A 22,014-nucleotide genomic window follows, 5' to 3' on the forward strand; every position below is an offset into this window, starting at 1 on the left:
AGGTCGCCTATGCCCAGCTCAGCCATCGCCAAACCCAGAATCGCCATCAGCGCCTGCCTGATGGGTGCTGAAGTTCGCTTTAATGGCGGGCATAAGCAATCGCAATTGTGCAGCCGCACCCTCGTCGACTATTTCGATTTCGTGCCGGTGTGCCCCGAAGTCGCCATCGGCCTGGGTATCCCCCGGGAGCCGATTCGCCTGGTGGGCGACCCCGAACATCCCGAGGCGCTCGGCACTGTGAATCGCGACCTCAACGTGACCCGACCACTGGCCGACTACGGGCGGCAAATGGCCGGGGAACTGGATGACATCTGCGGCTACATCTTCATGCAGAAATCGCCGTCCTGCGGACTGGAGCGGGTCAAGGTCTACGACCACAACGGCGTGACCCAGGACAGCGGCGGCCGCGGCATCTATGCCCAGGCCTTTTGCGAACGCCATCCCGACCTGCCGGTGGAGGAAGACGGGCGTCTCAACGACCCGGTGCTGCGCGAGAACTTCCTGACCCGGGTATTTGCCTATGCCGCCTGGCAATCCTTGCGTCGCCAAGGCTTGACCCGTCGTGACCTGATCGAATTCCACTCGCGCTACAAATATCTGCTGATGGCCCACAACCCGCTGCAATACAAGGCCCTGGGCAATTTGCTGGGCAACATGGGCAAGGCCGACCCCAATGAGTTGGGCCCACGCTACTTCAGCGCATTGATGGCCGCCTTGAAGAAATGCGCCACCCGCCGCACCCACACCAACGTGCTGCAACACCTGAGCGGTTACCTCAAGCGCGCCATCGACGCCGAGGACAAACAGGAAGTACAGCATCTGATCGGGCAATATCGCCTCGGCATCGTGCCCCTGGTGGTGCCACTGACACTGCTCAAGCATCACTTGCGCCAGCATCCCGATCCTTACCTGGCGCAGCAGGTCTACCTGCAACCGCACCCGGAAAACCTCAGCTTGCGAAACGCTATTTGATGAAGAGCGAACCCGACTCCAGCGCCAGCGAAGACCTGGGGGCCGACTTTGCCAAGGCCTTGGCGCAAGGCTGGCTGCCCATACGCGAGGTCGCCCGGCAAACCGGTGTCAACGCCGTCACGTTGCGAGCCTGGGAGCGCCGTTACGGCCTGATCGTGCCGCACCGCACGCCCAAGGGGCACCGGCTGTTCAATGCCGAGCATGTGCAACGGATCCTCAGCATTCTCACCTGGATCGACCGTGGCGTTGCGGTGAGCAAGATCAAGCCTTTGCTGGACACACCGCAGCCACCGACCGAACCCACGCAGGTGCCGGAGAATGACTGGCAGCGTCAGCGCCACGCCCTGGTGCTGGCGGTGACGCAACTGGCCGAGCGCCAGATCGATGACCTGGTCAACCAGGCGATGGCGCTGTACCCACCCTGGACCGTGTGCGAGCAGTTGCTCTTGCCGTTGCTGGCCGAGCTGCACCAGCGCTGGCAAGGCCAGTTCGGCGCGCAGCTGGAACGGGTCTTCCTGTACTCGTGGCTGCGCAGCAAGTTCGGCAGCCGGATCTACCACAACAACCGTCAGTTGCGCGGCGCGCCACTGTTGCTGGTCAATCATTCGGACTCGCCCCAGGAGCCGCACCTGTGGCTCACCGCCTGGCTGGCCAGCAGCGCCGACTGCCCGGTGGAAGTGTTCGACAGCCCGCTACCGGCCGGCGAACTGGCCCTGGCGGTCGAGCGCCTCAAGGCCCGTGGCATCCTGCTGTATTCCAGTCACGCCCTCAACCTGTCCCAACTGCCCAGGCTGCTGGGTGGAATCGATTGCCCGATCGTCATTGCCGGCCCGGCCGCGTCGATCCACCACGCCAGGTTATCCACGGGCGTGTCGATGATTGACGTGTCCTGGGCCGAAGACCCGTTATCGGCTCACCGCGAACTGAGTCGCCGAGAACTCCTTTAGATGGAAGACAGCATGCAACTGATCTGGCTGCGCAGCGACTTGCGCCTGCACGACAACACCGCCCTCGCGGCGGCCGCAGCCCAAGGCCCCTGCGTGGCGGTGTACCTGACCAGCCCCGAACAATGGCGCGCCCATGACGACGCACCGTGCAAGATCGATTTCTGGCTGCGCAACCTCAGCGCGTTGAGTGCGGCCCTGGCCGAATTGAACATCCCACTGCTGATCCGCGCCGCTGCGCATTGGCACCAGGCCCCGCAGGTACTGCTCAAGCTGTGTCGCGAACTGAACGTCGGTGCCGTGCATGTCAACGAAGAGTACGGCCTGAATGAAACGCGACGCGACGCCGAAGTCGCCCGCGCGTTGAGTGACCAGCGCATCGAATTTCACAGCCACCTCGATCAATTGCTGTTCAGGCCCGGCAGCGTGCTGACCAAGACCGGCAATTATTTCCAAGTGTTCAGTCAGTTCCGCAAGGTCTGCTACAGCCGCCTGCACTTTTCATTGCCGAGCCTGGTCGCCACACCGGCCCGGCAGGCCCCCACCGGCATAGCCCGCGACCCGGTGCCGACACAAATCGATGGATTCGCCCCGCCCAGCGAAGCGCTACGCGCCCTCTGGCCTGCCGGGGAAACCGAAGCCCGTCGGCGCCTGGACACCTTTGTCGACCAGCACATCGACGACTACCAAGGCGAACGGGACTTTCCCGCCAGGCCCGGCACCAGCCAGCTCTCGGCCTATCTGGTGGCTGGGGTGGTGTCACCGCGTCAGTGCCTGCACGCCGCGCTGCAAGCCAACCAAGGTGAATTCGAAAGCGGAAGTGCCGGCGTTGTGACCTGGATCAATGAATTGCTCTGGCGTGAGTTCTATAAACATATTCTAGTGGGCTATCCACGCGTGTCGCGCCATCGTGCGTTTCGCCCAGAAACCGAGGCGCTGCCATGGCGCAAGGCCCCCGCAGAATTGGAAGCCTGGAAGCAAGCACGCACCGGCCTGCCGATTATCGATGCAGCCATGCGTCAATTACTGGAGACCGGTTGGATGCACAACCGCTTGCGGATGGTCGTAGCCATGTTCCTGACCAAGAACCTGTTGATCGATTGGCGCGAAGGCGAGCGCTTTTTCATGCAGCACCTGATCGATGGCGACCTGGCCGCCAACAATGGCGGCTGGCAGTGGAGCGCCTCCACCGGCACCGACTCCGCCCCCTGGTTCCGCATCTTCAACCCGTTGAGCCAGTCGGAAAAATTCGACCGCGAGGGCCTGTTCATCAAACGCTGGTTACCTGAACTGAACGATCTGGAGAAGCAACAGGTCCATAGCCCAAATACCCAGGGCGGCTTGTTTGGCGCCGCGGATTATCCGGCACCGATTGTCGACTTGAAGCAATCCAGGGCGCGTGCGCTGGCAGCGTTCAGAAACCTGCCAGCGCGACAGGGCGCAGCCGTTGAAGGAATGGGCGATTAGCGAACATGAAATTACCAGCCCGCGGGATGCATTGTTTATCCGATAACATATAGTCTTACTAGTCGTACGGACTCTACTGAAAAGCTACGTATCAGTGCGCTGTCCAATCGAAAGGAGTAGGGAATGGGTCTAAGACTGCCACGGCGCTATTGGCTCACCGGGGCTGGCAACGGAATCGGCGCTTCGTTGGCTGAAGCGATACTGCAGACAGGTGCATACCTGGCCGTCAGTTCGCGCTCGACCCGATCATGCGAAACCCTTTCGGTACGTTATCCAGGACAAGTGCTGAGCGTGCCCGGCAATTTGACCGACAGCCAGGCCGTGCGCGAGATTGGCGAACAGATCGCCCGGCAATGGGGCGCCCTGGATCAGGTGATCGTCAATGCCGGGACGGCTGAGTACGTTGACGGGCAGCCGACTGATCACACATTGATCGAGCATATCGTGCGCAGCAATCTGCTGGCCGCCAGTTTCTGCCTCGAAGTGGCCATGCCCTTGTTGCGCGCCGGGACCGAAGCTCACCTGGTGGGTATTGCCAGCCCGGCGACTTACCTGCCGCCTTCGCAAACCGAAGCGGGTGGCGGCGGGATGCGTCATCTGTTCGAATCGGCTCGGGCAGACTTGGCGTGCGCGGGTGTCGATGTGACGTTGGTACACCCAGGCTTCGACGGCCCATTGCTGGGGCCTGACGATTGCGTCCAAACCCCGATTCACTGGTCGGCGGACGAAACAGCGCGGCATGTACTGGATCAGTTGGTCGAGCGTCCGCGGGAAGTCGCGCTTCCCATTGCGTCCATGACCGCACTCTGGCCTTTGCCTTCGTCGACCGAAAGCCTGCCAACCGGTATCGGCTCATGCCAGGCGAAAAACGGCTATCCGATCAAGGGACAACCCTGAGCCGCCGATTGCCTTACACTGCGCGCCATGAAAACTATCCCCGTCCATGAAATCCCGGCACCGGCCGTCACGTGTTCGACGTGCGCGGCGTGCTGCTGCCAGTTGGAAGTGATGCTGATCACCGACACCGGGGTCCCGGAGCGCTTTATCGACACGGACGACTGGGGGGGAGAGGTGATGCTGCGGCTGGATGACGGTTGGTGCGCGGCCCTGGATCGCGACAGCATGATGTGCACCATCTACGAAAAGCGTCCACTGATCTGCCGGGAGTTCGAGATGGGCGCACCGGAGTGCCTGGAAGAACGCCAAGGGATTGCGACGGCGTATCGATAAAGGAATGGTCTGATCTACTGTGGGAGCGAGCTTGCTCGCGATAGCGGTGAGTCAGACAACTTTATCTTGGCTGGTCTATCGCTATCGCGAGCAAGCTCGCTCCCACTGTTCTCAAACTGTTTTGTTACAGCGGCATCGTGTAGTGCAGCGAGTAGCTTTCTACACCGTCGTTGGTCGACTTGATGCCAGCGTTGGAGTAATGAGTGGCGCGAATGCCCACTTCATGTCCACCGTTGAAGCGCAGGCCGAAGCCGATACGATCTTCAAATTGGAAAGCCGTACCGAGCTTGTTGTCTTCCACTTCGGTATTGGCAAACAACGCCACACCGACACCCGCCTCGATGTAAGGCTTCACGTTCTGACCGGAAAATTCATACACAAACACAGGCGAAAACGACAGGCTGTGATTGCTGGATGTCTCGTCCCCCTCCCAATAGGTGTAGGCGCCGCTCCAATAGCCGGTCAGGCGACCGACATCACTTTGCAGCCAACTCTTGTCCCAGTCGAACTGCATGCCCAGGCGATAGGTCATGGTCGAGTCACTGGTCTGGCCAACCCCAAATTCCACACCCGCTGCTTGTGCAGTGTAAGTGTGCCCCAACAATGCGGCCGCAAGCGCGGAAAAGCAGAATAAGCGCTTCATTAGAAACATCCTTTTCGAACAGACTAGTTGATTTTGTTACAAACACCCAAAGCTATAGAAATCCGCGCTAAAACAGAAGTTCAGCCCGTTTCACACGGTTTTCACATTCTTTTTTATAGATCGAAGCTTCGCACAACGCCGGACGAATGCCATAGCGTCGGTAGGATTTTTCTTAAATGTATCGGGTCTGCACTCGTCCAGAAATACGTTTCGCCGGCAGGCCCCTCAGCCAGCAGCCCTCGCTCGGCCAAGAGGCGCTGAAGTTGCCGGGCCACGGCGGCACCGGTATCGATCAGGCTGATGTGTTGCGGAATCATCCGCGCGAGCAACGGTTTGAGGAACGGATAGTGCGTGCACCCCAGGATCAACGTATCGCAGCCGGCTGCCAGCAAGGGGTCGACGTAATGCTGCAGCAATTGATACAAGGCTGGACTGTGCAAATCACCCGTTTCGATCAGTTCAACCAGTCCCGGGCACGGTTGCGTGATGACTCGCACATCGGTGGCGAAGCGGTCGAGCAAAGCGGCGAACTTGGCGCTCTGCAAGGTGCCGGTGGTGGCGAGCACGCCGACGATACCGCTGCGGGTCGCGGCAGCCGCCGGCTTGACCGCCGGCTCCATCCCGACGATGGGCCAATGGGGAAAATCACGGCGTAGATCGGCAACGGCAGCAACCGTTGCGGTGTTGCAAGCGACAACCAGCGCCTTGGCGCCCTGGCCCAGGAGAAAGTCGGCAATGATCGAGCAGCGTTGTCGGATGTATTCCGGGGTCTTCTCGCCGTAAGGAATATGCCCACAGTCGGCGACATACAACAGCGACTCATTGGGCAGCAGCTGGCGAATTTCCCCCAGCACCGACAACCCGCCGACACCCGAGTCAAGCACACCGACCGGTGCTTCACTCATGCTGGCCACCGCAGACGCTGCAACCTGGGTCGCGCTTGACCCGCAGTTCACGGAAACGCGTGCCCAGGGCATCGATCAACAGCAGGCGCCCCACCAGCGGCTCACCGAAACCGGCCAGCAACTTCAGGGCTTCAAGGGCTTGCAGGCTGCCCACCAATCCCACCAGCGGTCCGATCACACCGGCCTCGCTGCAGGTCAGCTCGGCTTCGCTGCCGTGGCCATAAAGGCAGTGGTAGCAAGGGCTTTCGGGACGGCGTGGGTCGAACACCGACAACTGCCCTTCCAGGCGAATCGCCGCGCCGCTGACCAGCGGTTTACCCGCCGCGACACAGGCCGCGTTCACCGCCTCGCGGGTCGAGAAATTGTCGGAGCAGTCGAGCACCACATCCACCGCTGCGACTGCCGCGGCCAGGCTGTCTTCGTCCATGGCCGCCCGGTGAGGCACCAGCCGAACCTCGGGGTTGATCGCCCCAAGGCGTCGCATCGCCGAATCGACCTTGCTCAGGCCGACGCTGTCGGTGTCATGGATGATCTGGCGTTGCAGGTTGGTCAGGTCGACGGTGTCGAAATCCGCCAGGTGCATCTCACCCACGCCAGCGGCGGCCAAGTACAACGCCACCGGGGCCCCAAGACCGCCAAGGCCGATGATCAGCACGCGGCTTTGCTTGAGACGCAATTGGCCGTCGATGTCGACGTGCTGCAACAGAATCTGCCGGCTGTAGCGCAACAATTCCTGATCGTTCAGCACGGCAGGCACCCCAGGCTGATGCGCTCATGACCGCCCAAGTCCTTGCGGCTGTGGACTTCGACAAAGCCTTGGGTGCGCAGCAAATCGCGCACCGCTTCGGCCTGATCGTAACCGTGCTCGAGCATCAGCCAACCACCCGGTTCGAGGTGAGTCGGTGCCTGGGCAATGATCTGGCGCAAATCATCGAGCCCGTCCGGCCCGGCAACCAGGGCACTGGCTGGCTCGAAGCGCACGTCGCCCTCGATCAGGTGCGGATCGCTGGCCGCAATGTACGGCGGGTTGCTGATGATCAACTCGAAACGCGTGTCTTGCAGCGCACTGAACCAATGGCTGCTCAGCACCGTGACGTTGTGCAGGTCCAGGCGCTGGCGATTGCGTTCGGCCAGGGCCACGGCCTCCAGCACCCGGTCGACCGCCGTGACTTTCCAGGCCGGGCGCTCGCTGGCCAGTGCCAGGGCAATCGCGCCGCTGCCGGTGCCCAGGTCCAGGACCCGGGCCGGTGTGGCCGGCAACAAAGCCAGCGCGGTTTCCACCAGTAGCTCGGTGTCGGGACGCGGGATCAAGGTATGGGGCGCGACTTCCAGGTCGAGTTTCCAGAAGCCCTGTTGTCCGAGGATGTACGCCACCGGCTCGCCGGAGCGACGACGCCGCAGGTATTCGGAGAACAGCAACGCTGCCTCACTGGGTACGATCCGCTCGGGCCAGGTGTGCAGGAAGCTGCGGGACTTGCCCAAGGCTGCGGCCAGCAACAACTCGGCGTCCAGCCGTGCCGTGGGCGAATCCGGCAACTCGGCCGCGCGTAACAGACTGGCGATGATGGTCATTTTTTCACCTGTGCTTACTCGCCAATCGCAGCCAACTGGTCGGCCTGGTATTCGGCCAGCAACGGCTCAATCACCGCATCGACACCACCGGCAAGGATCTCGTCCAGGGAATACAGGGTCAGGTTGACGCGATGGTCGGTGACCCGGCCCTGGGCGAAGTTGTAGGTACGGATCCGCTCGGAACGATCACCCGAGCCCACCAGCAATTTGCGTTCGCTGGCGATGGCATTGGCGGCGGCGCTGGTCTGCTGGTCGTTGAGCTTGGCCGACAACCAGGCCATGGCCCGCGCGCGGTTCTTGTGCTGGGAACGCTCTTCCTGGCACTCGACCACGATGCCCGAGGGCAAGTGCGTGATGCGGATCGCCGAGTCAGTCTTGTTGACGTGCTGGCCGCCCGCGCCGGAGGAACGATAAGTGTCGACCCGCAGGTCCGCCGGATTGATCTCGATGGCTTCCTGCTCGTCCGGCTCGGGCAATACCGCCACGGTGCAGGCCGAGGTGTGGATGCGCCCTTGGGATTCGGTGGCCGGCACGCGTTGCACGCGATGGGCGCCGGATTCGAATTTCAGCTTGCCGTAGACATTATCGCCTTCGACCCGGGCGATGACTTCTTTATAGCCGCCGTGTTCGCCTTCGTTCTCCGAGAGGATCTCCACTCGCCAACCACGACGTTCGGCGTAACGCGAATACATGCGAAACAGGTCGCCGGAAAAAATCGCCGCCTCATCGCCGCCGGTACCGGCACGGATCTCAAGAAACACATTGCGCCCGTCATTCGGGTCCTTGGGCAGCAGCATGCGTTGCAGGCTGCTTTCCAGTTCAACCAGTTGATCCTTGGCTTCGCGGACTTCCTCCACGGCCATTTCGCGCATGTCCGGGTCGCTGTCCTTGAGCAGCGCCTGGGCGCCTTCAAGGTCGCCCTGCACTTTTAGCAACTGTTTATAGGTGGCGACAATCGGCTCGACTTCCGCGTATTCCTTGGAATAGGTGCGGAATTTGTTCTGGTCGGAAATGACTTCGCCGTCGCCCAGCAAGGCGGTCAGTTCTTCGAAACGGTCCTGGAGGATGTCCAGCTTGTTGAGCAGTGACGCTTTCATTGCGGTTTTTTATCCGAAAAGCTATCCGGTGAGCCCTCACCGAGGGCGAAGAGTTCCTGGGCCATGGCCAGCGCATCGAGGCGGCCTTCGGCGGTCAGCTTCTTGAGCTGGACACTGGGGGCATGGAGCAATTTGTTGGTCAGGCCGCGGGCCAGTTGTACCAGCACCTCTTCGGCATTGCCGCCGTTGGCCAGCAGGCGCTGGGCCTTTTGCAGCTCCTCGTCGCGCAGGCGTTCGCTCTGCTGACGATACGCCTTGAGCACATCCACCGCCGCCAGCTCGCGCAGGCGCACCATGAAGTCGTCGGCGCCGACGCTAATCATCTCTTCGGCCGCCTGGGCCGCGCCCTGTCGGCTCTTGAGATTCTCGGCGACCACCTCGTGCAGATCGTCGACGCTGTAGAGATACACGTCATCCAGCTCGCCGACTTCTGGCTCGATGTCCCGGGGAACAGCAATGTCCACCATGAAAATCGGCTTGTGCTTGCGCAGCTTCAGGGCACTTTCCACGGCGCCCTTGCCAAGGATCGGCAACTGGCTGGCGGTGGAACTGATGACGATGTCGCTGTGCACCAGTTCCGCGGGAATGTCCGACAGCAGCACCGCATGGGCGCCGAACTGCTCGGCCAGGGTACTGGCCCGCTCCAGGGTCCGGTTGGCGACGACTATGCGCTTGACCCCCAAGTCGTGGAGATGGCGGGCGACCAGGGTGATGGTCTCGCCAGCGCCGATCAGCAGTGCCTGGCTGCGTTGCAAATCACTGAAAATCTGTTTCGCCAGGCTGACAGCGGCAAACGCCACGGACACCGGGTTCTCGCCGATAGCCGTGTCGGTGCGAACCTGCTTGGCGGCGTTGAACGTCGCCTGGAACAGACGCCCCAGCAGCGGGCCGACGGTGCCGGCCTCGCGGGCCACGGCGTAGGCCGACTTCATCTGGCCGAGAATCTGCGGCTCGCCCAACACCAGCGAATCGAGCCCCGAGGCGACACGCATCATGTGACGAACGGCCGCATCGTCTTCGTGCACATAGGCACTGGCGCGCAGCTCTTCAAGGCTCAGGTTGTGATAGTCGGCCAGCCAGCGCAGGACTGAATCGGCCGAAACGTGATCCTGTTCTATATAAAGCTCGCTGCGATTGCAGGTGGAGAGGATCGCAGCTTCGCGGCTGTCGGTAAGTCGGCAGAGCTGCTGCAAGGCCTCAACCAGCTGCTCAGGCGTAAAGGCCACGCGCTCGCGGACGTCTACTGACGCAGTCTTGTGGTTAATACCGAGTGCAAGGAAGGCCATTCAAGGTCGCTGATAGTGACGTGAAGCCGGCAATTGTCCTACTTCGTCAGATTCAGAACAACCACTCGATCTCTATCGCCCTGCCCGGGGTTGTAAATCGACGGGGCGGTTATGTTTGACCGAAGGCTTGTGTCATGATGATCTGACCGCAGGTTAGTCGTCCTCTTCCTATATGAATAGATCTTCCGCGTTGCTCCTCGCTCTTGCCTTGCTCAGCGGCTGCCAGTCCATGGCCCCCGTTTCGACGGACGGTACGCCGCCGGTCGAAGACAGCGCGCAGGTACCTGAAAAACCCAAGGTCTACGGCTCGTTCAGCGAAGAAACCATCTTCAGCCTGTTGAGCGCCGAACTGGCAGGCCAGCGCAATCGCTTCGACATTGCGCTGGACAACTACGTGACCCAGGCCATCAATACCCAGGACCCGGGGATCTCCGAGCGGGCATTTCGCATCGCCGAATACCTGGGCGCCGACCAGCCGGCGCTGGATACCGCGCTGATCTGGGCCAAGAATGCCCCGGACGACCTCGAAGCACAGCGCGCCGCCGCCGTGCAACTGGCCCGGGCCGGGCGCTACGACGACTCCATGATGTATATGGAGAAGGTCCTGCTGGGCAAAGGCGACACCCATTTCGACTTCCTGGCCCTGTCCGCCGCCGATACCGACCAGGAAACCCGCAACGGCCTGATGAAAAGCTTCGATCGTCTGTTGCAACGCCACCCGAACAACGGCCAGCTGATTTTCGGCAAGGCCCTGCTGCTGCAACAGGATGGTGACACCCAGGGCGCCCTCACCCTTCTGGAAGACAACCCGCCGGAAGCCGGCGAAGTGGCGCCGATCCTGCTGCGCGCACGCCTGCTGCAAGGCTTGAACCGCGGCGACGAAGCGCTGCCGCTGCTGGAAAAAAGCATCAAGAAGTACCCGGACGACAAACGCCTGCGCCTCACCTACGCCCGCATGCTGGTGGAAAACAACCGCATGGACGACGCCAAGGTGGAGTTCTCCAGCCTGGTCCAGCAATACCCGGAAGACGACGAGTTGCGCTATTCCCTGGCGCTGGTCTGCCTGGAAGCCAAGGCCTGGGAAGAGGCCAAGGGTTACCTGGAAGACCTGATCGCCAGGGAAAGCCACGTCGACTCGGCCCACCTGAACCTGGGTCGCATCGCCGAAGAACGCAACGACCCCGAGAGCGCACTGATCGAGTACGCCCAGGTCGGCCCGGGCAACGATTATCTGCCGGCGCAGTTGCGCCAGGCCGATATCCTGATGAGCAATGGCAAGACCGCCGATGCCCAGAGCCGCCTCGCCGTACAACGCGACTCCCAACCGGACTACGGCATCCAGCTGTACCTGATCGAAGCCGAAACCCTGGCGGCCAACAATCAGGGCGACAAGGCCTGGAACGTGCTGCAACAAGCCTTGAAGCAGTACCCGGATGACCTGAACCTGCTTTACACCCGTGCCATGCTGGCGGAGAAACGCAATGACCTGGCCCAGATGGAAAAAGACCTGCGCCTGATCATCCAGCGTGACCCGGACAACGCCATGGCCCTCAACGCCCTGGGCTATACGTTGTCGGATCGCACCACCCGTTATGACGAAGCCAAGCTGCTGATCGAACAGGCCCACCAGATCAATCCGGAAGACCCGGCGGTGCTCGACAGTCTTGGCTGGGTGAATTACCGCCTGGGCAATCTCGACGAAGCCGAACGCCTGTTACGCCAGGCCCTGGAGCGCTTTCCCGACCAGGAAGTCGCCGCTCACCTGGGCGAGGTCCTGTGGGCCAATGGCAAACAACGCGAAGCCCGGCAGATCTGGAGCCGATTCCTCAAGGATCAGCCTGACAGCCCAATCTTGCGCAGCACCATCAAACGCCTGACCGGATCCGAGACTCTTTAAGATTATGTTTTTGCGCCATCTCATCGTTTTCAGCTTCATTGCCCTGCTCGCCGGCTGCGCGGGCTTCGGCGCCCGTGAATCCGTCCAGGGCCAGGGCAACCAGGCCCAATGGCGCGAGCACAAGCAACAACTGAGCGGCCTCGACGGCTGGCAGATCGACGGCAAGATCGGTATCCGCGCCCCGAAAGACTCGGGCAGTGGCACGCTGTTCTGGCTGCAACGCCAGGACTACTACGACATTCGCCTGTCGGGCCCATTGGGTCGCGGTGCGGCCCGCCTGACCGGCCGGCCGGGCCAGGTGTCGCTGGAAGTCGCCAACCAGGGACGCTACGAGGCGCCCACGCCCGAAGCGCTTTTGGAAGAACAACTGGGCTGGAAGCTGCCGGTTTCCCACCTGACCTGGTGGGTTCGCGGGCTGCCGGCACCGGACAGTAAAAGCCGCCTGACCCTCGACGCCGACAGCCGCCTGTCCAACCTGGAACAGGATGACTGGCAGATCGAATACCTCAGCTATGCCCAGCAGAACGGCTATTGGCTGCCCGAACGCATCAAGCTGCATGGCAGCAACCTCGACGTCACGCTGGTGATCAAGCAATGGCAGCCGCGCAAGCTGGGGCAATGACATGAGCGCTGCACGCCTGACCCTGCCCTCCCCGGCCAAGCTCAACCTGATGCTGCACATCCTCGGTCGTCGCCCGGACGGCTACCACGAGTTGCAGACGATTTTTCAGTTCCTGGACTACGGCGACGAAATCACCTTTGCCGTGCGCGACGACGGCGTGATTCGCCTGCACACCGAATTCGAAGGCGTTCCCCACGACAGCAACCTGATCGTCAAGGCCGCGAAAAAACTCCAGGCACAATCCGGTTGTGCGCTGGGCATCGATATCTGGATCGACAAGATCCTGCCCATGGGTGGCGGCATCGGTGGCGGCAGCTCGAATGCGGCCACCACGCTGCTGGGTCTAAACCACTTGTGGCAGCTGGGCTGGGACGCGGATCGCCTGGCCGCCCTGGGCCTGACACTGGGCGCCGACGTGCCGGTTTTCGTGCGTGGCCACGCCGCTTTCGCCGAGGGCGTAGGGGAAAAACTCACCCCGGTGGACCCCGAAGAACCCTGGTACTTGGTGCTGGTGCCGCAAGTCTCTGTAAGTACAGCAGAAATTTTTTCAGATCCACTGTTGACACGTAACTCTCCTCCCATTAAAGTGCGCCCCGTTCCCAAGGGAAACAGTCGAAATGACTGCTTACCGGTGGTAGCAAGGCGTTATCCAGATGTTCGTAACGCTTTGAATTTGTTAGGTAAATTTACCGAAGCAAAACTCACCGGAACTGGAAGTTGTGTGTTTGGGGGCTTCCCAAGCAAAGCTGAAGCTGATAAAGTCTCGGCCCTTCTGACAGAGACCCTTACAGGGTTTGTAGCAAAAGGAAGCAACGTTTCGATGTTGCATCGCAAGCTGCAAGACCTGCTCTAAAGGAATCGAGTGCTGGGCACTCGCAGCAACAGATACAGGGGCGTCGCCAAGCGGTAAGGCAGCAGGTTTTGATCCTGCCATGCGTTGGTTCGAATCCAGCCGCCCCTGCCATTTTCCTATACTCATCCAGGTATACCCTCAGCCTTCAGGTACTGCGCGTGTCCAAGATGATGGTCTTTACGGGGAACGCCAACCCCGATCTGGCTCGGCGTGTCGTACGTCAGCTGCATATCCCTCTCGGTGACATTTCTGTCGGTAAGTTTTCCGACGGCGAAATCACTGCGGAGATCAATGAAAACGTTCGCGGTAAAGACGTCTTCATTATTCAGCCGACTTGCGCTCCGACCAACGATAACCTGATGGAACTCGTCGTGATGGCTGATGCCTTCCGTCGCTCCTCGGCTACTCGTATCACTGCTGTTATTCCTTACTTTGGTTATGCCCGTCAGGATCGCCGTCCGCGTTCCGCACGTGTGGCAATCAGCGCGAAAGTCGTGGCTGATATGCTGACCGTAGTCGGCATCGACCGTGTCCTCACGGTTGATCTGCATGCTGACCAGATTCAGGGTTTCTTCGATATTCCCGTGGATAACATCTACGGCTCCCCGGTCCTGGTGGATGATATTGAAGATCAGCGCTTCGAAAACCTTATGATCGTGTCCCCGGACATTGGCGGCGTCGTGCGTGCACGGGCGGTTGCCAAATCCCTGGGCGTGGATCTGGGTATCATCGACAAACGCCGTGAGAAAGCCAATCACTCCGAAGTGATGCATATCATCGGCGACGTCGAAGGGCGTACCTGTATTCTGGTCGATGACATGGTCGATACCGCCGGCACCCTGTGCCACGCGGCCAAGGCCCTGAAAGAGCATGGCGCTGCCAAGGTCTTTGCCTACTGCACACACCCTGTGCTGTCGGGTCGAGCGATCGAGAACATTGAAAATTCCGTGCTGGACGAGCTGGTGGTGACCAACACCATCCCGCTGTCCGCTGCAGCACAAGCCTGTGTGCGTATCCGCCAACTGGATATCGCACCGGTTGTTGCCGAAGCGGTTCGCCGCATCAGCAACGAAGAATCGATCAGTGCGATGTTCCGCTAAGGGCCCTGCCCTTCCCAGGACATCTCGTTGACGAAAAGCGCCCCGCCCCGGCATTACCTGTCGGGGCGGGGCTTTTTTGCCCATATCGCCTTAAGCGCTGGTCGCAAGCGCTGGGGTGAATGTGGTTACTTTGGAGATACAACATGAACGAATTTACTCTGAATGCTGAAGTGCGTTCCGACCTGGGGAAAGGTGCGAGCCGCCGCCTGCGTCGTCTCGCAAGCCTGGTTCCAGCTGTAGTCTACGGTGGCGAGAAAGCCCCTGAGTCCATCAGCATGCTGGCCAAAGAAGTTGCCAAACTGCTCGAAAACGAAGCGGCTTACAGCCACATCATCGAGCTGAACATTGGCGGCACCAAGCAAAACGTCGTGATCAAGGCCCTGCAGCGTCACCCGGCCAAAGGCCACGTGATGCACGCCGACTTCGTACGCGTAGTAGCTGGCCAGAAACTGACCGCTATCGTGCCTGTACACTTCGTTGGCGAAGCTGCTCCGATCAAGAAAGGCGGCGAAATTTCGCACGTTGTTTCGGAAATCGAAGTGACCTGCCTGCCGAAAGACCTGCCTGAATTCATCGAAGTCGATCTGGCTGACGCCGAAGTCGGCACGATCATTCACCTGTCCGACCTCAAGGCTCCTAAAGGCGTTGAGTTTGTTGCTCTGGCACACGGCGATGACAAGGCAGTTGCCAACGTCCACGCTCCACGTGTTGCTCCAGAAGCCACTGAAGAAGGCGCTGCAGAGTAATTTCACTCTGTCGCCGGAGTGACCGGAAACATCGCGGACTGGAACGTAGCGAGACAGCGGGCGAGAACGCGAAGTTTACTTAACGGTAAATCCGCCATTATCGTCCACTGTCGCAACACCGCCTGATTGCGACATCGTTATCCACACTCCAGGAAGGGCCCCTATCGTGACTGCCATTAAACTGATCGTTGGCCTGGGAAATCCAGGCGCTGAATACGAACAGACCCGGCATAACGCAGGGGCCCTTTTTGTTGAGCGCATCGCGCACGCACAAGGCGTCAGCCTGGCAGCCGATCGCAAGTATTTCGGCCTGACCGGTCGCTTCTCGCACCAGGGTCAGGATGTTCGCCTGTTGATTCCCACCACCTACATGAACCGCAGCGGCCAGGCCGTGGCGGCATTGGCCGGTTTCTTTCGCATCAAGCCTGAAGAAATCCTGGTGGCCCACGACGAACTCGACCTGCCTCCAGGCGTTGCCAAGCTCAAGCAAGGCGGCGGCCATGGCGGTCACAACGGGTTGCGCGACATCATCGCGCAACTGGGTAATCAGAATACCTTTCACCGCCTGCGGCTCGGCATCGGCCACCCGGGCGTTGCCAGTATGGTTTCAAACTTTGTCCTGGGTCGTGCGCCTCGCGCCGAACAGGAAAAACTCGATGCCAGCATCGACTTTGCCCTCGGCGTGCTGCCGGATATCCTCGCCGGGGAATGGAACCGCGCGATGAAAAACCTGCACAGCCAGAAGGCCTGACACTTATCCGAGGGGAAACACCATGGGATTCAATTGCGGCATCGTCGGCCTGCCTAACGTCGGCAAGTCCACCCTGTTCAACGCCCTGACCAAATCCGGTATCGCGGCTGAGAACTTCCCCTTCTGCACCATCGAGCCGAACACCGGCATCGTGCCGATGCCCGATCCGCGCCTGGAAGCCCTGGCGGCCATCGTGATCCCGGAGCGCGTTCTGCCGACCACCATGGAGTTCGTCGACATCGCCGGCCTGGTGGCCGGGGCCTCGAAAGGTGAAGGCCTGGGCAACAAGTTCCTGGCCAACATCCGCGAAACCGATGCCATCGCCCACGTGGTCCGCTGCTTCGAAGACGAGAACGTGATTCACGTCTCCAACAGCGTCGACCCGAAACGCGATATCGAAATCATCGACCTGGAACTGATCTTCGCCGACCTCGACAGCTGCGAGAAGCAACTGCAGAAAGTCGCTCGCAATGCCAAGGGTGGCGACAAAGACGCCGTCGCCCAGAAAGCCCTGCTCGAGCAGTTGATCGCCCACTTCACCTTGGGCAAGCCGGCACGCAGCCTGATCAAGAACATGGGTGCCGATGAGAAGCAGATCGTTCGTGGCTTCCACCTGCTGACCACCAAGCCGGTCATGTACATTGCCAACGTTGCCGAAGACGGCTTCGAGAACAACCCGCTGCTGGACGTGGTAAAAGCTATCGCCGAAGAAGAAGGCGCGATCGTGGTACCGGTCTGCAACAAGATCGAAGCGGAAATCGCCGAGCTTGAAGACGGCGAAGAGAAGGACATGTTCCTGGAGGCCCTGGGCCTGGAAGAGCCTGGCCTGAATCGCGTGATCCGCGCGGGCTATGAAATGCTCAACCTGCAGACGTACTTCACCGCTGGCGTAAAAGAAGTCCGCGCCTGGACCGTTCGCGTCGGGGCTACCGCGCCACAAGCCGCGGCCGTGATCCATACCGACTTCGAAAAAGGCTTCATCCGCGCCGAAGTCATCGCCTATGACGATTTCATCCAGTACAAGGGTGAAGCCGGTGCCAAGGAAGCCGGTAAATGGCGTCTGGAAGGCAAGGAATACATCGTCAAGGACGGTGATGTGATGCACTTCCGCTTTAACGTCTAAATTGTCGCTGGTGTTGCGGGTGATTGCTTAGGGGTGGTGTGCATATCCATTGCTGCGGTAACGGCCACTTACGGTTCCGCCCTGACGGCGGCTCACTTTTGAGAAGCGCAAAAGTAAGCAAAACGCTCTTGCCCCACCACTYGGTGCCTCGCCTAGGCTCGGCATGCCTGAACGAAGGCATCGCTCCGTGGGCCGCCGCGAAGGGCCATCCATGGCCCAGCGCGGCTAACCCGGCATCCATGCCGGGTTGCCCACTGCGCAATACCTTCGTTCAGCCAKCGTGGTTAACGGGGCGCCCCAGATCAAGATCAAAAGCCAAAGCGAGGCGGCCTTAGAGCCGACCTGGTTCTTGGTGAGACCGCGTTTCCCCTGTGGGAGCGGGCTTGCTCGCGAAAGCGGTGTGTCAGTTTGCGGTGATGTTGGATGTGCCGGCCCCATCGCGAGCCTGCTCGCGAAGGCGATGTCACAGTCGATGAGGATGTTGGATGTGCTGGCCTCATCGCGAGCAGGCTCGCTCCCACAAGGGGTAGTGGTGTACATGAGTTTTGTGGCTGCTGCAGATCCAATGTGGGAGCGAGCTTGCTCGCGATAGCGGTGGCGCAGCTACGTAAATGCTGGATGCGCCGCGCTTTGCTTTGCTTTGCTTTGCTTTGCTTTGCTTTGCTTTGCTTTGCTTTGCTTTGCTTTGCTTTGGCTTTTGATCTTGGGCGCCCCGTTAAACCACGCTGGCCGAACGCAGGCATTGCGCAGTGGGCATCCCGGCATGGATGCCGGGATAGCCGCGCTGGGCCATGGATGGCCCTTCGCGGCGGGCCCACGGAGCAATGCCGGAGTGAGGGTTTGGCGCTTTTCCAAAAGTGACCCGCTGTAAGAGCGGAACCATAAGCCGCCGTTACAAAAAAAACGGATATACACACGATCAAAAAAACCGGGAACCCCATGGCCCTAACCCCCCACCACCCCGTCCCAGCCCTCCCTCAAGAAGGCCTGATCGCCGTGATCGCCCCCGCCGGCCCCGCCCCCCTGGACACGGAAAAAGCCATCCAATGGATGCGCGCAAGGGGCCATGAGCTGCGAATATTCCCCGGCGTCTACGAAAAGAACGATTACCTGGCCGGCACCGACGAGACAAGGCTCAACGACCTGCACACCGCCTTCGCCGACCCGGAAGTCAAAGCCATCATCTGCCTGCGCGGCGGCTACGGCACGCCCCGTCTCCTCGATCGCATCGACTTCGACCTCCTACGCCGCAACCCCAAACCCTTCGTAGGCTACAGCGACATCACCGCCCTGCACCTGGCCATCAGCCGTTACGCAGGCTTCGTGACCTTCCACGGGCCACTGCTCAACGCCGATCTGCTGGGCGACAAGGAACCCCCAACCGTCACCTCGTTCTTCAGCCTGCTGCGTGGACAGTTGAAGGCCGGCAGCACGCTGAACCATCCCGCCGCCTACCCGTTGACTACCGTTGAGCCGGGCATCGCCCACGGACGTCTGCTGGGCGGCAATCTGTCAATGATTGCCGCGACCATGGGCACGCCTTATCAGATCGACGCCGAAGGGGTGATCCTGTTCATCGAAGACGTCAACGAGCCGCTGTACCGCATCGACCGACTGCTGACGCAGCTACGGTTGGCTGGCACGTTGCACCAGCTACGCGGCGTTTTGGTGGGGGATGTGGCCGGGGTCGACGTCGGGGCGTTGAACCGCTTGCTCAAGCAGACCTTCGAGCCATTGCGCATCCCGGTGCTGTCCGGCTGGCGCAGCGGGCACTGCGATCCGAACCTGACCTTGCCCATGGGGGCGTTGGTGACGCTGGATGCGGGGGAGAAGAGGTTGGTGTTGGAGCAGGATGTGGTGGTCAGCTGCTAGATTACTTGTCGCTTGAAAGTCAGCCATCGCGAGCAGGCTCGCTCCCACATTCGACCGTGTTTCCCTGGCGGAATTCAGCCACTGTGGGAGCGAGCCTGCTCGCGATAGCGGTAGCCGCCATACGGCTGACTCAGCGGCTACGCAACGCCTCCAGCAACTGCTGCGTCGGATACCCATCCGCCGGCCAGCCGAACGACTGCTGGGCGCTGCGGATGGCCTTGCGGGTGTTGGCGCCGATGATGCCGTCGGGGTTGCCCGCGTCGTAGTTGTGCTTGCCCAGCAGGGTTTGCAGCTCGATGCGTTCGCTGCGGCTCAGGGGCAGGTCCTCCTTGGGCCACTGGCCGTAGATCAGTCCGCCGTCGGTAAAGCGCTTTGACAACAATCCGACCGCCAAGGCATAGGACGACGAGTTGTTGTACTTGAGGATGGCGCGGAAGTTATCGAAGATCAGGAACGCCGGGCCGCGATGGCCGGCCGGCAGGAGCAGGGACGCCGACAGCTGTTTGTCATCCGGGGTTATTGGCAGGCCACCATATTCTGAAACACCCAGTCGCTCCCATTCAGCAACAGGCTTGCGGATCGTGCCATCGGCCAGCGTGTAGTCGAAGCCCTCTGGGAGATCGACTTCGAACCCCCACGGCTGGCCACGTTGCCAGCCGGAGCTTTGCAGGTAGTGGGCGGTCGAGGCCAGGGCGTCGGTGGAGCTGCCCCAGATGTCGCGGCGACCGTCGCCGTCGAAATCCACCGCATGGGTGTTGTACGTGGTGGGAATGAACTGGGTCTGACCCATGGCGCCGGCCCAGGAGCCGAGCATTTTTTCCGGTGTGATGTCGCCCTGTTGCAGGATTTGCAGCGCGGCGATCAGTTGCGCATGGGCAAAGCCCGGGCGCCGTCCTTCGTAGGCGAGGGTCGCCAGTGAGTTGATCACCGACTTGCTGCCCTGGAACTGGCCGAAGTTGCTCTCCATGCCCCACACCGCCACCAGCGCCTCGCGATCGACGCCATAACGCTGCTCGATGCTTTGCAGGACCTGGGCGTTCTGCTGGATCAGGCTCTTGCCTTTGTTGACCCGCAGTGGCGACAGCGCGCCATCGAGGTATTCCCACACGGGACGGGTGAATTCCGGCTGGCTGCGATCGGCCTTGATCACGCTCATGTCCGGGCTGACGCCGATGAACGCACGGTCGAACAGGTCGCCACGGATCCCGGCGGCCAGGGCCTCTTTGCGAAACCCGGCCTGCCATTGCGCGAAGGTCTGGGTGGGCGCAATGGCCAGGTCTTCACCGGTCGGCACCAGAGGCGGCACGATGGCCGGAGCGGTCACGGCGGGGGCTGTCTGGAGCGGTTGGGCGTCGGCGGCAGTAGGTTTTTCGGCGCAGGCGACAAGCAGGGCAACGCTTGCGGCAACAATCATTTGGCGCAGTGGCCAACGATGGGAAAGACAGAAGGGCATGCACGGGTCCAGAAATACAAATCAGGTGCTGACCTTAACATGCGAAAGGGGCGTAGGGCTTGTCCTGGTGTTTCAAGCGGCCAGAAAGCAAGAAGCCTCCCAGTTGTCAGACTGGAAGGCTTCGCGGCGGTAGCTGCCTTTGCCCTTGGCGGGTCGTTCCTGGCGGCTGCGGAACAGGGGCTGGGCGACGATGGACTTGGCCTTGTTGGGGCCATGCTTGGATGGCTTTTTGCTCATGATGGGTACTCTCGTAGGGTGGGTTTTGCGGGGTAAATCATGGGACAGCGCTGGGGCGTTGTCCATAGGGTAAATGGAGGCAATATTTGTAGGATCAAGAGCGGAAAAGATCGCAGCCTTCGGCAGCTCCTACAATGGAATGCATATCTCTGTAGGAGCTGCCGAAGGCTGCGATCTTTTATTCAGCTGGCAGAGTCAACCGCTGTCCAGCCATCAACAGCGACAAGCGACTGAGGCTCATCCACGGCGAGCCGGCGGCCTGGCCCTTGATCTGCGCATCGATGCGCTGGGCCTCGAGCAGCAATTGCGCCCAGCGTGACGCGGAATAGCGTTGCAGGGCCTTGCTCATCAGCGGTTTGCGCTTGTCCCAGACGGGCGGGCGAGCCTGGCTGAAGGCTTTGTCCAGCGGTACGCCCTGGCTGTATTGCAGGGACAGGTTGGCCAGCAGGCGCAATTCCCGGGCCAGGGCCCAGAGGATCACCGGCGGTTCGACGCCTTCGCCCCGCAGGCCTTCAAGCATGCGCAGGGCATGGGCGGCTTCACCGTTGAGGATCGCATCGGTCAGCCCGAAGACATCGAAGCGCGCACTGTCGGCCACGGCAGCCTGCACCGTTTCCACGGTGATCTGCCCACCTTCGGCCATCAGCTTGAGCTTTTCGATTTCCTGGGCGGCGGCCAGCAGGTTGCCTTCGACCCGGGCGGCAATCAGCTCCACTGCGTCCTGGCTGGCCGATAGACCGGCTTGGGACAGGCGCTGGCGGATCCAGCTAGGCAACTGGCTGACATCCACCGGCCAGATCTGCACGAACTGGGTCTGCTGGCCTTCGACCAGGGCCTTGCCCCATTTGGTCTTCTGCGCGCTGCCGTCGAGTTTCGGCAGGCTGATGAGCAGTACCGTGTCCTCGGCCGGGCGTGAGCAATATTCGATCAGCGCAGCGGCGCCCTTGTCCCCAGGTTTGCCAGACGGCAAACGCAGCTCCAGCAGGCGTTTTTCGGCGAACAACGACATGCTCGCTCCGGCCTGCAGCAGCGTACCCCAGTCGAAACTGGCGTCGGCGGCGAAGACTTGGCGCTCGTCGAAGCCTTGCTGGCGGGCGGCGGAGCGGATGGCGTCGGCGGCTTCCTGGCACAGCAGTGGGTCATCGCCACTGATGATGTAGACCGGCGCGAGGGCGCCTTGCAGGTGTTTGCCGAGTTGGGCGGGCGCGAGCTTCATAAGAAGAGGCGAGCGGGGCGCCGGAGCG

22 protein-coding genes and 1 tRNA gene are annotated in these 22,014 nt (G+C 61.1%); 14 read left to right on the forward strand and 9 right to left on the reverse strand.

The annotated features are described in order from the left end of the window. Positions 1-9: 9 nt before the first annotated feature. From ASC85_RS25240 to ASC85_RS25260, 5 genes are all read left to right on the forward strand, one after another. The gene (locus ASC85_RS25240) at positions 10-972 is read left to right on the forward strand and encodes a YbgA family protein (protein WP_057451829.1); all 963 of its coding nucleotides are present in this window, start codon (positions 10-12) and stop codon (positions 970-972) included. Beyond that, entirely contained in the window at positions 972-1,919 is a 948-nt protein-coding gene (locus ASC85_RS25245; protein WP_057451830.1) for a MerR family transcriptional regulator, read from the forward strand. The genes ASC85_RS25240 and ASC85_RS25245 overlap by 1 nt, the downstream gene beginning before the upstream one ends. A 12-nt stretch (positions 1,920-1,931) precedes the next feature. Continuing rightward, complete coding sequence (phrB, locus tag ASC85_RS25250) at positions 1,932-3,383, forward strand: deoxyribodipyrimidine photo-lyase (RefSeq protein WP_057451891.1); 1,452 nt, start codon at positions 1,932-1,934, stop codon at positions 3,381-3,383. Between the two features lie 123 nt (positions 3,384-3,506). Next, a complete protein-coding gene (locus tag ASC85_RS25255) occupies positions 3,507-4,280 on the forward strand; it encodes an SDR family NAD(P)-dependent oxidoreductase (RefSeq protein WP_057451831.1) in 774 nt (257 codons plus the stop codon). Between the two features lie 27 nt (positions 4,281-4,307). After that, the gene (locus tag ASC85_RS25260; RefSeq protein WP_003205513.1) at positions 4,308-4,613 is read left to right on the forward strand and encodes a YkgJ family cysteine cluster protein; all 306 of its coding nucleotides are present in this window, start codon (positions 4,308-4,310) and stop codon (positions 4,611-4,613) included. A gap of 124 nt (positions 4,614-4,737) precedes the next feature. On the opposite strand, the gene ASC85_RS25265 is transcribed toward ASC85_RS25260, so the two are convergent. From ASC85_RS25265 to hemA, 6 genes are all read right to left on the reverse strand, one after another. Beyond that, positions 4,738-5,256, reverse strand: coding sequence for an acyloxyacyl hydrolase (locus ASC85_RS25265; RefSeq protein WP_003205514.1), 519 nt, complete (start codon positions 5,254-5,256; stop codon positions 4,738-4,740). Between the two features lie 113 nt (positions 5,257-5,369). Next, positions 5,370-6,161 (reverse strand): glutamate racemase, encoded by a 792-nt coding sequence (murI, locus tag ASC85_RS25270; protein WP_057451832.1) that lies wholly within the window; start codon positions 6,159-6,161, stop codon positions 5,370-5,372. Then, a complete protein-coding gene (locus tag ASC85_RS25275; protein ID WP_003205517.1) occupies positions 6,154-6,909 on the reverse strand; it encodes a molybdopterin-synthase adenylyltransferase MoeB in 756 nt (251 codons plus the stop codon). Before ASC85_RS25275 ends, murI begins: the two co-directional genes overlap by 8 nt. Further along, positions 6,903-7,733: a peptide chain release factor N(5)-glutamine methyltransferase gene (gene prmC, locus ASC85_RS25280; RefSeq protein WP_057451833.1), complete on the reverse strand. Its 831-nt coding sequence runs from the start codon at positions 7,731-7,733 to the stop codon at positions 6,903-6,905. The genes ASC85_RS25275 and prmC overlap by 7 nt, the downstream gene beginning before the upstream one ends. 14 nt (positions 7,734-7,747) lie before the next feature. Next, positions 7,748-8,830 (reverse strand): peptide chain release factor 1, encoded by a 1,083-nt coding sequence (prfA, locus tag ASC85_RS25285; RefSeq protein WP_003205519.1) that lies wholly within the window; start codon positions 8,828-8,830, stop codon positions 7,748-7,750. Further along, positions 8,827-10,116, reverse strand: a complete 1,290-nt coding sequence (hemA, locus tag ASC85_RS25290; protein WP_057451834.1) for a glutamyl-tRNA reductase — start codon at positions 10,114-10,116, stop codon at positions 8,827-8,829. Before hemA ends, prfA begins: the two co-directional genes overlap by 4 nt. Before the next feature lie 172 nt (positions 10,117-10,288). On the opposite strand from hemA, the gene ASC85_RS25295 reads away from it, so the two are divergent. From ASC85_RS25295 to ASC85_RS25335, 9 genes are all read left to right on the forward strand, one after another. Next, complete coding sequence (locus tag ASC85_RS25295) at positions 10,289-12,013, forward strand: tetratricopeptide repeat protein (RefSeq protein WP_057451835.1); 1,725 nt, start codon at positions 10,289-10,291, stop codon at positions 12,011-12,013. 4 nt (positions 12,014-12,017) lie between these two features. Continuing rightward, on the forward strand, positions 12,018-12,635 hold the full coding sequence (gene lolB, locus ASC85_RS25300) for a lipoprotein insertase outer membrane protein LolB (RefSeq protein ID WP_003205525.1): 618 nt from the start codon (positions 12,018-12,020) through the stop codon (positions 12,633-12,635). Position 12,636: 1 nt separating this feature from the next. After that, positions 12,637-13,488 carry a 4-(cytidine 5'-diphospho)-2-C-methyl-D-erythritol kinase gene (gene ispE, locus ASC85_RS25305; protein ID WP_057451836.1) on the forward strand — a complete coding sequence of 284 codons (852 nt, stop codon included), beginning with the start codon at positions 12,637-12,639 and terminating at the stop codon, positions 13,486-13,488. Between the two features lie 36 nt (positions 13,489-13,524). Next, positions 13,525-13,599: transfer RNA gene (locus ASC85_RS25310), tRNA-Gln, on the forward strand. 47 nt (positions 13,600-13,646) lie between these two features. Then, positions 13,647-14,588 carry a ribose-phosphate pyrophosphokinase gene (locus ASC85_RS25315; protein WP_003205529.1) on the forward strand — a complete coding sequence of 314 codons (942 nt, stop codon included), beginning with the start codon at positions 13,647-13,649 and terminating at the stop codon, positions 14,586-14,588. Positions 14,589-14,731: 143 nt separating this feature from the next. Further along, a complete protein-coding gene (locus ASC85_RS25320) occupies positions 14,732-15,334 on the forward strand; it encodes a 50S ribosomal protein L25/general stress protein Ctc (protein ID WP_003205531.1) in 603 nt (200 codons plus the stop codon). A gap of 166 nt (positions 15,335-15,500) precedes the next feature. Next, the gene (gene pth / locus ASC85_RS25325) at positions 15,501-16,085 is read left to right on the forward strand and encodes an aminoacyl-tRNA hydrolase (RefSeq protein WP_003185374.1); all 585 of its coding nucleotides are present in this window, start codon (positions 15,501-15,503) and stop codon (positions 16,083-16,085) included. Positions 16,086-16,107: 22 nt separating this feature from the next. Next, complete coding sequence (gene ychF, locus ASC85_RS25330; RefSeq protein WP_003205534.1) at positions 16,108-17,208, forward strand: redox-regulated ATPase YchF; 1,101 nt, start codon at positions 16,108-16,110, stop codon at positions 17,206-17,208. Positions 17,209-18,147: 939 nt separating this feature from the next. Next, positions 18,148-19,080, forward strand: coding sequence for a S66 peptidase family protein (locus ASC85_RS25335; RefSeq protein ID WP_057451837.1), 933 nt, complete (start codon positions 18,148-18,150; stop codon positions 19,078-19,080). Positions 19,081-19,210: 130 nt separating this feature from the next. On the opposite strand, the gene ASC85_RS25340 is transcribed toward ASC85_RS25335, so the two are convergent. The 3 genes from ASC85_RS25340 to holA all read right to left on the reverse strand — a co-directional run bounded on the left by ASC85_RS25340 (position 19,211) and on the right by holA (position 21,986). Beyond that, the gene (locus ASC85_RS25340) at positions 19,211-20,533 is read right to left on the reverse strand and encodes a lytic murein transglycosylase (RefSeq protein WP_057451838.1); all 1,323 of its coding nucleotides are present in this window, start codon (positions 20,531-20,533) and stop codon (positions 19,211-19,213) included. A gap of 72 nt (positions 20,534-20,605) precedes the next feature. Next, positions 20,606-20,770, reverse strand: coding sequence for an alternative ribosome rescue factor ArfA (arfA, locus tag ASC85_RS25345; protein ID WP_003205882.1), 165 nt, complete (start codon positions 20,768-20,770; stop codon positions 20,606-20,608). 178 nt (positions 20,771-20,948) lie between these two features. Further along, a complete protein-coding gene (gene holA / locus ASC85_RS25350) occupies positions 20,949-21,986 on the reverse strand; it encodes a DNA polymerase III subunit delta (protein WP_046065214.1) in 1,038 nt (345 codons plus the stop codon). Between the last annotated feature and the right edge of the window lie 28 nt (positions 21,987-22,014).

Source organism: Pseudomonas sp. Root401 (assembly GCF_001425105.1).
GTDB classification, from domain to species: domain Bacteria; phylum Pseudomonadota; class Gammaproteobacteria; order Pseudomonadales; family Pseudomonadaceae; genus Aquipseudomonas; species Aquipseudomonas brassicacearum.

What these genes read in the sequence shown, in the direction of transcription:
- ASC85_RS25240 (WP_057451829.1), top strand. Translation starts at nt 10, where the DNA reads ATGCCCAGCTCAGCCATCGCCAAACCCAGAATCGCCATCAGCGCCTGC.
- ASC85_RS25245 (WP_057451830.1), top strand. Translation starts at nt 972, where the DNA reads ATGAAGAGCGAACCCGACTCCAGCGCCAGCGAAGACCTGGGGGCCGAC.
- phrB (WP_057451891.1), top strand. Translation starts at nt 1,932, where the DNA reads ATGCAACTGATCTGGCTGCGCAGCGACTTGCGCCTGCACGACAACACC.
- ASC85_RS25255 (WP_057451831.1), top strand. Translation starts at nt 3,507, where the DNA reads ATGGGTCTAAGACTGCCACGGCGCTATTGGCTCACCGGGGCTGGCAAC.
- ASC85_RS25260 (WP_003205513.1), top strand. Translation starts at nt 4,308, where the DNA reads ATGAAAACTATCCCCGTCCATGAAATCCCGGCACCGGCCGTCACGTGT.
- ASC85_RS25265 (WP_003205514.1), bottom strand. Translation starts at nt 5,256, where the DNA reads ATGAAGCGCTTATTCTGCTTTTCCGCGCTTGCGGCCGCATTGTTGGGG.
- murI (WP_057451832.1), bottom strand. Translation starts at nt 6,161, where the DNA reads ATGAGTGAAGCACCGGTCGGTGTGCTTGACTCGGGTGTCGGCGGGTTG.
- prmC (WP_057451833.1), bottom strand. Translation starts at nt 7,733, where the DNA reads ATGACCATCATCGCCAGTCTGTTACGCGCGGCCGAGTTGCCGGATTCG.
- prfA (WP_003205519.1), bottom strand. Translation starts at nt 8,830, where the DNA reads ATGAAAGCGTCACTGCTCAACAAGCTGGACATCCTCCAGGACCGTTTC.
- hemA (WP_057451834.1), bottom strand. Translation starts at nt 10,116, where the DNA reads ATGGCCTTCCTTGCACTCGGTATTAACCACAAGACTGCGTCAGTAGAC.
- ASC85_RS25295 (WP_057451835.1), top strand. Translation starts at nt 10,289, where the DNA reads ATGAATAGATCTTCCGCGTTGCTCCTCGCTCTTGCCTTGCTCAGCGGC.
- lolB (WP_003205525.1), top strand. Translation starts at nt 12,018, where the DNA reads ATGTTTTTGCGCCATCTCATCGTTTTCAGCTTCATTGCCCTGCTCGCC.
- ispE (WP_057451836.1), top strand. Translation starts at nt 12,637, where the DNA reads ATGAGCGCTGCACGCCTGACCCTGCCCTCCCCGGCCAAGCTCAACCTG.
- ASC85_RS25320 (WP_003205531.1), top strand. Translation starts at nt 14,732, where the DNA reads ATGAACGAATTTACTCTGAATGCTGAAGTGCGTTCCGACCTGGGGAAA.
- ychF (WP_003205534.1), top strand. Translation starts at nt 16,108, where the DNA reads ATGGGATTCAATTGCGGCATCGTCGGCCTGCCTAACGTCGGCAAGTCC.
- ASC85_RS25335 (WP_057451837.1), top strand. Translation starts at nt 18,148, where the DNA reads ATGGCCCTAACCCCCCACCACCCCGTCCCAGCCCTCCCTCAAGAAGGC.
- ASC85_RS25340 (WP_057451838.1), bottom strand. Translation starts at nt 20,533, where the DNA reads ATGCCCTTCTGTCTTTCCCATCGTTGGCCACTGCGCCAAATGATTGTT.
- arfA (WP_003205882.1), bottom strand. Translation starts at nt 20,770, where the DNA reads ATGAGCAAAAAGCCATCCAAGCATGGCCCCAACAAGGCCAAGTCCATC.
- holA (WP_046065214.1), bottom strand. Translation starts at nt 21,986, where the DNA reads ATGAAGCTCGCGCCCGCCCAACTCGGCAAACACCTGCAAGGCGCCCTC.